Below are 12,862 nucleotides of genomic sequence, written 5' to 3' on the forward strand. Positions count from 1 at the left end.
TGGGCATCAGAATCATAGCCGAGAAAACATAGTGAACGCTTTATCATGCTGAAATCCGTCATTGCCACCTTCGTTGTTACAGGGTTCTTTGTTACATACACCTACGCCCAGTCGTACCAATTGACCGGACAAATCAGGGACGAACAGGGACAGCCTGTACCTTTTGCCAGCATTTATAAAGCAAGTACCACGATAGGTACAGCAGCCAACAGTGAAGGAATATTCCAGCTGCAGTTGCCGCCCGGCGAACACGAGCTGCTCGTCCGTGCCGTTGGCTACCAGCAGGTTGCTCAGCAACTAACGGTGCCGAGCGACACATCCATCACCATCACGCTACATACGGAATCCTACCTGCTCGCTGAGGTAGTCATCGGCAATGGTGAAGATCCGGCGTATGCCATTATACGGCATGCTATCCGCGAACGCCGGAAACACTTGAATGAGACCAGCCCCTATACGGCAAAGGTATACATCAAAGGGATGCAGCGCTTGTTGCAGGCACCGAAGAAATTCTTGGGATTTGATGTCGATCAGGTCGCGCAGGAAATAGGGCTCGACTCCAACCGCACTGGCATCGTGTACCTCTCTGAGTCCGAATCCCGCATCACGGTACGCCCGCCAGACAACTTCCACGAGGAGATGATCAGTTCCAAATTTTCGGGCAACAACCGGGGGTTCAGCTTCAACCGCGCAGCGGATTTAAAATTGAATTTCTACGAAAACCATCAGCCCATCATTGAGGGATTGAGTCCCCGGCCTTTCGTATCGCCCATAGCAGACAATGCACTGAGCTACTACCGGTACCGCCTGCTGGGCACCACTGAAGAGAATGGACTCACCATCAACAAAATACAGGTCATTCCGCGCCGCAAGGCCGAGCCGCTCTATTCAGGCGATATCTACATCATAGACGAATCCTGGCGCATATATGGCGTCAACTTGCAGCTCACCAAGGGATCAAGCATCAATATCCTCGATACGCTCGGTATCCAGCAGGAATTTATTCCGCTCGAACACCAGCAATGGCAACCATCCAGCATCCGATTCGATTTTGTAGGCGGACTGCTGGGCTTCCGCATCGGCGGCTACTTCGCTGCGGTATACAGCGATTATAACCTCCAGCCCGACATTAAAAAGAATCGCTTCAATGAAACCCTGCGCATCACCGAGGGGGTCAATAAACGGGATTCCGCCTATTGGGCTGAAAACCGCCCGCTACTGCTCACCGAAGAAGAGGAGCTGGATTACATCCGTAAGGACAGCATTCAGCGGCGGCGCGAATCAAAGGAATACCTCGACTCTGTGGATAGCCGCGCAAACCGGTTCAAACCCCTGGGTTTCCTCGCGGCGGGGTACACCTACCGCAACCGCGCGCAACGCTGGCGTCTTTCCCTTGATGGCCCAGCCACTTCACTGCTCTTCAACAGTGTGGAAGGTTTGGCGTTGAATTATGGCGCACAATATATTAAGCAGGTAGATACTATCCTCAATCGCAGCTTTACCCTATACGGCAACGCCCGATATGGCTTTGCCAACAAACGTTTCAACGGCTACCTGGGCACATCGTTTCCGTGGGGAAAAAGTACTTTCGGCCTGTACGGCGGCAGCAGCGTGCAGGATTTAAATGATCGAGGATCGTTACCGCCGCTCTTCAATACCATCAGCACCACCTTCTTCGGACGTAACTACATGAAAGTGTATGAGCGTGCCTTCGGCGGAGCCTCCTGGCAATACACACTGCCAGCTAACGTAAAAGTATCTGCATCAGCGATGTGGGAAAACCGTCTGTGGCTGCCTAATAGTACCGACTATACCTTCTGGGAGCGGAATAAGCGGTACATCACTTCAAACAATCCGTTCATCCCCGACGAAGACCTACCACTCTTTGCCGAAAACCAAGCGTTTAAGGTCTCATTGGGTGTCAGCTACGACTTTGGCACGCGGTACGAAACCTATCCCAATAGGCGGATATACCTGCCTTCCAAATGGCCTACGCTGTCGATAAACTATACGAAAGGCATCCCGGGTATTTTCGGATCTGATGCGGACTATGATTTGTTGACGGCCCGGTTGCACAAGACACAAATCGGAATGGGACTATATGGGCACCTGTCCTTTGATGTCATCGCAGGCACGTTCTTAAACGCCAAACAGCTGTACTATACGGATTACCGTCATTTCAATGGCACACGCACGCTCATCAGCGACCAGCAATTGAGTACATTCTTGCTGCTGGATTATTACCAGCATAGTACAACGGAAAATTTTGTGGAGGCGCATGGCGAATACAATCTTTCGACACTATTAACCAGCAAGGTGCCTTTGCTCCGCAAGCTCAAATTGCAGGAAATCATCGGGCTGCATTACCTGAACACCAATGAAGTATCCCATTACGGTGAAGCACACTTCGGATTGCAATGGCAAAATCTGCGGGTCATCTACGCCCGTTCCTTCGGTGCGGAGCCGGGTCTGCGAGGAAAGGACGCGATACGGATTGGGCTGCGGCTATTTTAGGCCAGACACAGGCTTAGTCCAATGAGGCGGTGATCAGCCGGAGAAACTCATGACGCGTGCGCTCATGCACAAACTCGCCCGTGAAAGCAGACGTTGTCGTCACTGAATTTTGTTTTTGCACCCCACGCATGCACATGCAGAGGTGCTTGCATTCGATGACCACAGCCACACCAACCGGTTGCAACGTCTCGTGTATGCAATCACGGATTTCATTGGTGAGGCGTTCCTGTACTTGTAGGCGGCGTGCAAAGATGTCGACCACCCGGGGGATTTTGCTCAGTCCTACGATATGGCCATTAGGGATATAAGCTACATGGGCCTTACCGAAAAAGGGCAGCATATGGTGCTCGCACATGGAATAAACTTCGATATCCTTTACCACCACCATTTGGCTGTATTCTTCCTCAAACATGGCGCCGCGCAATACCGTTGCTGCATCCAAGTCATAGCCATGGGTAAGGAATTGGAGTGCTTTCGCTACCCGTTCCGGGGTTTTCACCAAACCTGCGCGGGAAGGGTCTTCCCCCAACAACTCCAAAATCTCGGCATAGTGCCCAGCGATACGGGCTATTTTTTCCGGATTGTAGCGGTCGATTTTGACGTATCCGTCAATCTCCTCTTCATTGAGCGGAAAATTATTTTCCATAATCGTATTCATTAATTCGTCTGCGGAATCCCTTATGATCCAAAATATTCCACGGAGTTGTTTTCCGTCTCTACCAACCTTACCGAATGCAAAATCACATCATGTGCCTCGATATGCGGCCGCAACTGGTTGAATATTTCGATGGCCAACACTTCTGTGGATGCCATCTTGCCCCGCATAAAATCCACGTCAAGGTTGATGTTTCGGTGATCTACCTTATCGATCACATATGCCATGATGATGTTTTTCAATTCTTTCAAATCGATGACAAACCCCGTCTTCGGATTGACTTCGCCCTTTACCGTCACAAAAAGCTCGTAGTTGTGTCCATGCCAGTTCGGGTTGGAACATTTGCCGAATACCGCTTCGTTTTGTTCCAACGTCCACTCATCGCGGTACAACTTGTGCGCCGCGTTAAACCGTTCGCGCCGTGTCAGATATATCATAGGCTGCAAAGATACGTTAATTTGGTGATTCGTAAGTTTGCCGTTTCTTTTTTTGTCGGCCTACGGCTGAAACCTAATTTCCTATCTTTGTGACTGTGGAAACCCTACGCAGACGTTACTTCATTGAAATCGCCTTTGATGGCGGGGCTTATCACGGCTGGCAAATCCAGCCTAATGCGGTGACCGTACAAGAATTGCTGGATAAAGCCTTGACCACATTGCTACGCGATCCCATCGGCACGGTAGGATGCGGCCGTACCGATACCGGCGTGCATGCTAAACAACTCTATGCGCATTTTGATGTCGCGCACGAGGCGACCGTCGGCGATACGGATGCATTACTTTATCGCGTCAATGCATTGCTTCCGCCTGATATCGCTGCAAAAAGGCTTATTGCTGTTGCGCCCGACGCCCACGCGCGGTTTGATGCGGCACAACGGTCATACGAATACCATACCCATTTTCAAAAGGATCCTTTTTTGCATGGCCGTTCATGGCAATTGCGTAGCACACCTGATGTCGGCGCAATGAACGAAGCCGCCGCAATTTTGCTGCAACATGAGGATTTTTCCTGTTTCAGTAAGTCCAATACGCAGGTGTATACCAATATTTGCCGCGTTACACGGGCCGAATGGAAATGGGTCGATGAACAACGATTGGTCTTCTATATTTCAGCGAATCGGTTTCTCCGCAACATGGTGCGAGCCATCGTAGGCACCCTGATGGAAATCGGCCAGGGCGAACACCCGCCGGAATACATGCACACCGTCATTCGCAGCAAAGATCGCTCCGTGGCGGGCGCATCCGTACCGGCTTGCGGTTTGTATCTCACCGAAGTAACGTATCCCTATCTTTAAACCTGCCCTTTCATATGAACACACCACCTTCACTACTGTTTCTTCTTGTTGCTTTATTTACCTGCTCTGTAGGCTGCCAATCAACCTCAACGGAGAATGGCACCGAAGCCGCGTATGCCACTTACGAACCTACGATGGGTACTCTGCGCATAGTGAGCGATGTAGACAATCCGGAAATAACGAGTATCAAGCTACTTAATGACAAAAAGAAAGATTCGTTGGGAACTGCCATGTCCCAAAATGGCAAATTTACACTGACCGTCAACCACCTGCCCATGCAGGAAGTTTATTTTTTAGTAATCAACGGTACATCAACCCGCAGTGGCACCAGTGGACTGGGCTGGACGGAATATGTCCCCGTATATTTGGAAAAGAGCAATGCCCATTTAACGCTGGGCCATCGTTTTTTTGACCATCCCGGTGCTATCAGCAAAGCTAAATTTTCCATTCAGGGCGGCAGCGACGAACAGGAACTGTTAAACGATTGGCAGGAGGCGCTGAATGACCAGCAAGCCGATGCCGAGGGAAGGGCTGTCCAATATACATTCGGTAGCGGCATGGCCGATCATGAGCAGGGCGACACAGCAAGTCAAGGAATGGATATCACACAACGCTTTATCCGGCAAAAAAGACCGTTAGCTGTCTCCTTGTTTCTGGCGTATACCACCAATACCCACCGGAGGCACATGACAGCTTACAAGGAGTTATACCATGCGGTTCCCGATCAGGCCCGGCAAACCAAATACGGCATCGACCTCATCCAACGCCTGGATCGCATCACGAATCCTATTCAGCAATTGCATCCAACAACCCAGATAATTGCTGTCGACGAGGGGCTAAAACGCGTATCATGGTCAGATTTTGATGCTTATAACTACCTTTTGCTTTGTTTCTGGAATAGCATGGATAAGGCCGCGCATGCTGATATCAAGCGGATTGAGGCGCAGGCAACGGCATTTAAGCCGCAAGAGACGGCGCTCATTCACCTGTCGGTCGATAGCCGATTCAGCCAATGGAAAAAAATGAGCCCGTCCTTAAACTTACGATACAATTACAAGCTACGGAACGAGGTCCAGCAGCCCTTGATAGACTCATTGTATCTTACGGAACTGCCACGTTATGTACTCATCCAACCCGATGGGAAGGTCGTAGATGCCGCTGTTTCCCCGGAAACGCTCAACAGGTTGTTTAAGACCGAATGAACCAACCACGGATCTTCGTTTGACAAATCGATGAACGAAGATATGCCGCAAAATCGTACTTTTGCACGTACCCATGAGCGAACCCCAAATAACCGGCAAGACGTACGACGCGCATTTGCTACGCAGGATGATGCGTTATGTAAGACCTTACAAGGGCATCTTCGTCGTTTCCGTAGTGCTGACCATTCTCATGGCGGGTATCGCTCCTGCGCTGCCCATGCTGGTGGAGTACACGCTTGATCGGTTTATTCTCCAGAATGATACCGACGGCCTCCGGCTCATGCTGCTGCTCATGCTGGGCTTGCTGCTACTCCAGACGGTGATTCGCTATTACCATACCTTGATGACAAGTACCTTAGGGCAATCCGTCATCCGCGATCTGCGTATCGCCGTATTCAACCACATCACGCGTCTGCGCCTCAAATACTTTGACCACACACCAATCGGCCGGCTCATCACCCGCACCATATCCGATCTGGAAACCATTGCTAACATTTTTTCCGAAGGGCTTATCCAAATCATCGGAGATATCTTGCAATTGGTGGTGATTCTCGGCGTCATGTTTTACACCGATTGGAGACTCACATTCATTGTATTGATTCCGATGCCTTTGATGATCGGCGCCACCTATGTTTTCAAGGAAGCCATGAAATCCGCATTTCAGGATGTGCGGCAATGGGTAGCCAACCTGAATACGTTCCTACAAGAACACATATCCGGCATCGGCATTATCCAGTACTTTGCGCGCGAAGAACAGGAAATGCGCAAATTTAAAACGGCCAATGCCGAGCACCGCAATGCCCATATCCGGGCTAACTGGTATTTTTCGATTTTCTTCCCCGTCATCGAAATCATCATGGCCATCGCACTTGGTCTACTGGTATGGTATGGCTCCAAGCAGGTACTGGCGGATGAGCTGTCGCCCGGTGTGATTGTCGCGTTCATCATGTATATCAACATGATCTTCCGCCCGATACGCGAGCTGGTAGATAAGTTCAACACGCTGCAAATGGGCATGGTGAGCGCCGAGCGTATTTTTGCCGTACTGGATACCAACGAGCAGACACCCAATACCGGCACGAAACACCCCAGCACCATCCGGGGGGAGATTATTTTCGATAAGGTATGGTTTGCATACGACGAAGAAAAGTGGGTACTTAAGGATATTAGCTTCAAGGTCAATCCCGGTGAAACACTGGCCTTGGTAGGTGCTACCGGCGCAGGCAAATCTTCTACCATCAATATCCTTAGTCGCTTTTATGAGGTCAATAGAGGCGCGATACAATTGGATGGCACGGATATTCGCGAATACGAGCTCAACTACCTGCGCCGCACCATCGCAACGGTATTGCAGGATGTCTTCCTGTTTGCTGATTCCGTAGCAAGCAATATCAGTCTCAACGATCCGGCCATTACCCGTGAGCAAATCATCGAAGCCGCTAAGCAGGTAGGTGCACACGATTTTATCATACGACTACCGGGCGGATATGATTATAAAGTGCAAGAACGCGGTGCCACGTTATCTGCTGGTCAAGCACAGCTTATCTCGTTTATCCGGGCGCTGGTGCATGACCCGAAAATACTTGTATTGGATGAAGCTACCTCATCGGTAGATACCGAAACCGAAGGACTCATCCAACGGGCCATTGACACCCTGATGAAAGGCCGCACATCCATCATTATCGCCCATCGCCTCTCTACCATACAAAAGGCTGACAAAATTATCGTACTGGATAAGGGTGAGGTGAAAGAAATGGGTTCGCACCAAGAGTTGCTCCGGATAGATGGCTATTATAAGCGGCTGTATGATTTACAGTTTCATTCAGCAGGCATTTAACAAAATCAATTACCGCAGAACCAATCGTTTGCGTATACGGCTCAATGAAGGCCCCTGGATACCGAGGTAAGAGGAGATATGATACAAGGGGACACTGTTGAAAATATCAGGATGCTGTGCGATAAGGTCAAGGTATCGCTGTTCGGGGGTTTGGAAGAGAAAGCTTTCGGTGCGCTGCATCGTGATACCGAAGGCCATTTCAGCAATGATACGGCCAAACCGCTCCCATTGGTGGGACGACCGATAAAGTTCTTGTAACCGATCAAAGTGGATATATAAAATGTGCGAATCCGTCATGGACTGTGTATAATAATTGCAGGGTGCTTGATGGATAAAACTTTGGAAGGATACAACTACTTGATATTTCGTGAAGAAAAAAACATTTTTTTCCTCCCCTGTCTTATCATCGATGAAATAAGTACGAAATACGTCATCAAGGATAAATCCCAGATACTTGCAGACATTTCGGTATTCGTTGTAATATTCGCCCTTAGCGTAGGTCCGTTCCTGCCAATAATCCCTGCTTAGATTGAATGCCGATTCGTCTACGGACGCAAACTGGTAAAGCGTCTGCTTGAGGATGTCCTTAGGCGATTGGGAATGGTTTTGTTGCATAAGCATATAACTGTCATGATAAGGCTGACACCGCTAAACAAATGTACACCAAGTTTTTGTGAAACCCTATACAAATACAAAAACTACTGGTAATCCCATGAACATTTTTGAAGTGAAGAAAAAAATAAACGATTATTTTGCATAAATGTTACAGAAAATTATCATCGAATACCTATTTTTGTATTACTGCTGCCTGAAAAGGTCCATTTTTTCTAAAATAGGGATGCATTGAAAACAAAAATCAATTTCAGGCCATACGTCGGCTACTTCTTCGCCGTTTTGTTCAGCTTGAACTTGGCCAGCAACACGCTGTTCATGCACTCCCACAGCACGGTAAATGGCCGTGTCATCATCCACGTCCATCCATACAAGCTCAATAAGAAAGACGGTCAACAGCACCGCCACAGCGAGCGCGGATTGTACATGTTGGATTATACGTTTCATGCCGCTCTCCTGCTTGAGACACCGCAATCCATCTGCGTGCCAGCTGTATCTACGTACAAACGCATATTTGCCGTGCCGCAGGTTGTTAATACCCTACAACCACCAGCAAATACGGCCTACCTCCGTGGCCCACCGATGTGTTAGTCTGCTACATTTCTTCTTTTTATTATTCTGTTGCCGTTGGGTACCGCTTTGAGAATAGCGTTCCTTATAATTACTGAATTGATTGTTTCTGTTGGTTGATGACGAGAAACAATGGACTCACCGATTAATGACGCCTTTCCGCTGGCTCCAGGTATTTCCCTCCGTTTTTAACATTGCAGAAAACTACACATCATGAAATTACACTATATACTTTTGATATCATTAATCATCATATCGGTTGCCCCCCTTACCCACGCCCAACAAAACCAGCATGTATTGACCGGGAAAGTTTCCGACGGTAAAGGGCAACCATTACCTGCCGTAAGTATCATTATCGAAAACACCTCTTATGGCGCTTCCACGGACGAAACAGGCACATACCGGATCATCAACATCCCCGCAGGGACATACCAAGTAAAAGCGTCGGCTATTGGCTACGGCATACAGACCCGTTCCATCACACTCGGTGCCGCTGTACTGGAGCCCCTCCATTTCACGCTTGTGGACGCAGACAACCAAACATTGGACGAGGTCATCGTCACCGGTGTATCCCGGGCATCATTGGCCAAGGAAAATCCGGTGCCCATCGTAGGAGTATCCGCTGCCAAGATCGAGCAGAGCGTGGAGAGCAATATCGTGGATGTGCTCGTCAAGAATGTACCGGGTCTGACCGCTGTCAAGACCGGCCCCAATATTTCCAAGCCCTTTATCCGGGGGCTGGGTTACAACCGGGTGCTCACGCTATTCGATGGCATCCGCCAAGAAGGGCAGCAATGGGGAGACGAACATGGCTTGGAGGTGGATGCCTATAACCTGGAACGCGCTGAAGTCGTCAAAGGCCCGGCAAGCCTTATCTATGGTTCGGACGCTGTGGCCGGCGTGGTAGGTCTGCTGCCTACCATGCCGAAAGAAACCGATGGCCGATTACACGGCTCTTTCACCTCGGAATATCAAGGTAATAATGGCCTTATCGGAAATGGGGGACGCCTCTCCTATGCCAACGAACGTTGGGCATTTACATTGCGGGGTTCTTATCGATTGGCAAAGAACTACACCAATTCCGTCGATGGCCGGGTGTATAATTCCGGCTTCAAGGAAGCAAACGCTTCCGCATCGACCAGGTATACGAGCGTAGCGGGTTTCACGTCATTGAACGCCACCTATTACAACAATTTGCAAAGCATACCGGACGGCAGCCGGGATTCGCTATCCAGGCGATTCACTGAGCAGATCGCCGAAGGAGAGGATGACGATTTGCTCAACAGGCCTATCGTTCCTTCCAGCATGCTCAACGCCTACACATTAAGTCCATTGCATCAGCATATCCAGCACTATCGCCTTTATGCCAAGAGCAATTACACCATTGGAGACGGTGCGATGGACGCCCTACTTGCCTACCAGCAAAACCGACGCCGGGAATACAGCCATCCATTAGCTACGGATCAGCCGTCGTTGGACGTGAGGCTGAATACCGTCAACTATGGTGCAAACTATCACCTGCCCACCTTCTTAAACACCGAGGTGACGGTAGGCGTCAACGGTATGTACCAGCAAAATGAAAGCGTAGACGCCACCGATTTCCCTATACCCAACTATGCATTGTTTGATGCAGGCATTTTCGGACTAGCGAAATGGAAGTACGAGGAATGGACAGTAAGTGGAGGTATCCGTTATGATCGGCGGTGGTTGACTGGTGATGATTTCTATACCCGCACTAATCCGGCTACTGGGTTTAGTGAGCGCGCACTGCCCCCGGATATCGAAGGTGCTTACCTGCAATTTCCTGCGATAGACGAGACCTTCCATGGCGTATCGCTTAGTCTGGGCGGCACCTATGAAATCAGTCCGTCGCTAAGTTTAAAAGCCAATATCGCACGGGGATACCGGGCCCCCAATATCAACGAATATGCGGCCAACGGCCTCGACCCTGGGGCCCACATCATCTACCGCGGCAACCGCGACTTCGAGCCCGAATTCTCTTTGCAGGAAGATATTGGCATAGACTATTCCAATCCATACGTATCAGCCACATTGAGTGTATTCAACAACAACTTGACCAATTTCATTTACCTCACCCAGCTCACAGATGAAGCCGGAGATGCCATTACAGATGCACAGGGAAACCGTACCTTCCAATACCAGCAATCCAAGGCGCAACTCTATGGCATTGAAGCGACCCTAAGCTTAAGCCCACCTTTTTTGCCTGGTTTTTCTTTTGACAACGCGCTGGCCATTACCTATGGATTCAATCGGGATGAGATCTTCAAAGGAGATGGAATACAGGGTGAATACCTTCCGTTGATACCACCCATCCATGCCACCAGTAGCATGCATCAAGGGTTTACCTTCAACAGCAGTTGGCTACCGACTGCCAATATTGGTCTTGAAGCAGATATCAACGCGGCTCAAAACCGTTTCCTCGCGCTGAATAACACAGAAACCTATACACCGGGCTATGTGATTTTCAATATTTCCGCAGGCGCCGATATCCGATATAGCGCCAGTCATTCACTGAAAATCAGCCTACAAGCGAATAATCTATTCGATCGGGCTTACCAATCTCATTTAAGCCGACTGAAGTATTTTGAATACTTCAGTGCATCGCCAACTGGTCGATTAGGCATTTATAATATGGGACGTAATATCAGTGTGAAGCTTACGCTGCCCTTTTAAATTGTTCAGTCTAGTCATCTAGCTTCAATAGCTGGATACTGCGGGCCGATCGATCCTTTGTAGGGACCGATCGGCCTTTTTGACTTCAATGACCTTGAAGAAAATTAGCAAAATGCTTTTTTTGCATAAAAAATATTATATTTACCGTCAACATTACCAAACCTCGCTAAATCTGCTATGAAAAAAAGTGCATATCCGTATCAAGATCTCACTACTCCCCAATTAACCGAAGAAGAATGGAAAGATATCCCTGGGGCATCTGGCCATTATCAAATTTCCAATAAAGGAAGAGCGCGCAGAGTAGCTCACTACCGACAGACCAAACAGGGTGTACGCATCCCAATGCCTGCTGTAATCCTGTGTCAGCAAACACATGCATCTTACAATTCATTCGCCAAAACATATCGGTATCATCTGCGCTTTTCCATTACGGTAGGCGGCAAACGGCGCCAAATCAACACCGCGCGTATGATTTACCATTGTTTCGTGGAACCTTTTGATCTCACCGATTTCGGTCATGTTGTATTGTACCGTGACGACGATTCATTGAATGTCTGCGCTGACAATCTGTACCTAAGTGATACACGGGAGAAAGCTAAGCGTATGTTAGCGCGCAACGGACACGAGATACTCACTTGGTCACTAACCCCAAAAAAGCATAAAGCTATACTAAAAAAAACACCGAGGCCTAAAGTCAGTCTTGGGCAATATAAGATAAGCCAATATGATTTAGAGGGTAAATTAATCCGGACATTTGCCTCGGTGGCTGAAGCAGCATCGTTTATGAAAATCGGGAGCCCATCTGATCTCCGGGCAGCTGTAAATGGTAGACGACTAACTTGCAAAGGCTTCGTTTGGCGCAAAGGACATGCCCCCAAGGTCGACGTGAAAGACGACGTCAGCGAGACCTCATACCGTTATTCCCTTTTATCAGCAGCGGAGCGGAAAGTCACGCAGTACAACTATGAGGGGATACGCATTCAGACGTATGCAAGTATCCGCGAAGCCAGCAGTGCAACGGGTGTCGGCCGATCAACCATCCAACGAGCATTAAAAGGGATTTACGTGACAGCAGGTGGTTACTTATGGCAACACGGAGAAGCCTTGCGTATGGATCTCCGACCGCTAAAAAAACACGCCCGGTTTAACACATCCGCTCTCGGATTGTATATAAAAGCGAAACGAGAGAAGAATATCGAAAAGATAGCAGACCGAATAAGCGCAGAAAGCCCTAACATATCTGCTAACGCTATGACAGATTTGCTGAAAAAAGCCGAACAGAACGGCATTGAAAAAGGCAAAATAACTGTGGTAAAAAACCTCCTCGCTGAATTTGGGTTTACCGATAAACAAGCGGCATATGCAGCTGAAGTGCCCGTAGACGTTGTGCGTCGTATCAGCAGTGAATTGGATGCTCGTCCCACGAGCTAGCCATCGGATGATAGCTAACGCATTTATGGCGCGTATTTTGCACCACAATACCG

At 48.9% G+C, this 12,862-nt stretch carries 10 protein-coding genes; 7 read left to right on the forward strand and 3 right to left on the reverse strand.

What is annotated here, in order from left to right:
• Positions 1-45: 45 nt before the first annotated feature.
• Complete coding sequence (locus tag BMW65_RS20495; RefSeq protein WP_090608419.1) at positions 46-2,514, forward strand: DUF5686 and carboxypeptidase regulatory-like domain-containing protein; 2,469 nt, start codon at positions 46-48, stop codon at positions 2,512-2,514.
• Between the two features lie 13 nt (positions 2,515-2,527).
• Here BMW65_RS20495 and folE read toward each other — a convergent pair whose 3' ends face one another.
• Positions 2,528-3,160, reverse strand: coding sequence for a GTP cyclohydrolase I FolE (gene folE / locus BMW65_RS20500; RefSeq protein WP_090608513.1), 633 nt, complete (start codon positions 3,158-3,160; stop codon positions 2,528-2,530).
• A gap of 32 nt (positions 3,161-3,192) precedes the next feature.
• The gene (locus BMW65_RS20505; RefSeq protein WP_090608421.1) at positions 3,193-3,606 is read right to left on the reverse strand and encodes a 6-pyruvoyl trahydropterin synthase family protein; all 414 of its coding nucleotides are present in this window, start codon (positions 3,604-3,606) and stop codon (positions 3,193-3,195) included.
• A gap of 95 nt (positions 3,607-3,701) precedes the next feature.
• On the opposite strand from BMW65_RS20505, the gene truA reads away from it, so the two are divergent.
• The 3 genes from truA (at position 3,702) to BMW65_RS20520 (ending at position 7,502) form a co-directional block, all read left to right on the forward strand.
• Positions 3,702-4,463: a tRNA pseudouridine(38-40) synthase TruA gene (gene truA, locus BMW65_RS20510; RefSeq protein ID WP_090608514.1), complete on the forward strand. Its 762-nt coding sequence runs from the start codon at positions 3,702-3,704 to the stop codon at positions 4,461-4,463.
• Between the two features lie 14 nt (positions 4,464-4,477).
• Complete coding sequence (locus BMW65_RS20515) at positions 4,478-5,665, forward strand: thioredoxin-like domain-containing protein (protein WP_143053956.1); 1,188 nt, start codon at positions 4,478-4,480, stop codon at positions 5,663-5,665.
• Positions 5,666-5,738: 73 nt separating this feature from the next.
• Positions 5,739-7,502, forward strand: coding sequence for an ABC transporter ATP-binding protein (locus BMW65_RS20520; protein ID WP_090608425.1), 1,764 nt, complete (start codon positions 5,739-5,741; stop codon positions 7,500-7,502).
• Positions 7,503-7,511: 9 nt separating this feature from the next.
• Here BMW65_RS20520 and BMW65_RS20525 read toward each other — a convergent pair whose 3' ends face one another.
• Positions 7,512-8,117 (reverse strand): Crp/Fnr family transcriptional regulator, encoded by a 606-nt coding sequence (locus BMW65_RS20525; RefSeq protein WP_090608516.1) that lies wholly within the window; start codon positions 8,115-8,117, stop codon positions 7,512-7,514.
• Between the two features lie 228 nt (positions 8,118-8,345).
• Here BMW65_RS20525 and BMW65_RS23975 point away from each other — a divergent pair, with 228 nt between their 5' ends.
• The 3 genes from BMW65_RS23975 (at position 8,346) to BMW65_RS20540 (ending at position 12,809) form a co-directional block, all read left to right on the forward strand.
• Positions 8,346-8,705, forward strand: coding sequence for a hypothetical protein (locus BMW65_RS23975; protein ID WP_143053957.1), 360 nt, complete (start codon positions 8,346-8,348; stop codon positions 8,703-8,705).
• Between the two features lie 192 nt (positions 8,706-8,897).
• Positions 8,898-11,378, forward strand: coding sequence for a TonB-dependent receptor (locus BMW65_RS20535; RefSeq protein ID WP_090608428.1), 2,481 nt, complete (start codon positions 8,898-8,900; stop codon positions 11,376-11,378).
• A 177-nt stretch (positions 11,379-11,555) separates the two neighbouring features.
• Positions 11,556-12,809 carry an NUMOD1 domain-containing DNA-binding protein gene (locus BMW65_RS20540; RefSeq protein WP_090608430.1) on the forward strand — a complete coding sequence of 418 codons (1,254 nt, stop codon included), beginning with the start codon at positions 11,556-11,558 and terminating at the stop codon, positions 12,807-12,809.
• Positions 12,810-12,862 lie beyond the last annotated feature (53 nt).

The sequence above is a fragment of the Parapedobacter koreensis genome (assembly GCF_900109365.1).
Lineage (GTDB): Bacteria > Bacteroidota > Bacteroidia > Sphingobacteriales > Sphingobacteriaceae > Parapedobacter > Parapedobacter koreensis.

Bases quoted from the DNA above. Each gene is read 5' to 3' on its own strand.
- BMW65_RS20540 (WP_090608430.1), top strand. From the start codon at position 11,556: ATGAAAAAAAGTGCATATCCGTATCAAGATCTCACTACTCCCCAATTA.
- BMW65_RS20535 (WP_090608428.1), top strand. From the start codon at position 8,898: ATGAAATTACACTATATACTTTTGATATCATTAATCATCATATCGGTT.
- BMW65_RS20515 (WP_143053956.1), top strand. From the start codon at position 4,478: ATGAACACACCACCTTCACTACTGTTTCTTCTTGTTGCTTTATTTACC.
- BMW65_RS20520 (WP_090608425.1), top strand. From the start codon at position 5,739: ATGAGCGAACCCCAAATAACCGGCAAGACGTACGACGCGCATTTGCTA.
- BMW65_RS20495 (WP_090608419.1), top strand. From the start codon at position 46: ATGCTGAAATCCGTCATTGCCACCTTCGTTGTTACAGGGTTCTTTGTT.
- BMW65_RS20525 (WP_090608516.1), bottom strand. From the start codon at position 8,117: ATGCAACAAAACCATTCCCAATCGCCTAAGGACATCCTCAAGCAGACG.
- folE (WP_090608513.1), bottom strand. From the start codon at position 3,160: ATGGAAAATAATTTTCCGCTCAATGAAGAGGAGATTGACGGATACGTC.
- BMW65_RS20505 (WP_090608421.1), bottom strand. From the start codon at position 3,606: ATGATATATCTGACACGGCGCGAACGGTTTAACGCGGCGCACAAGTTG.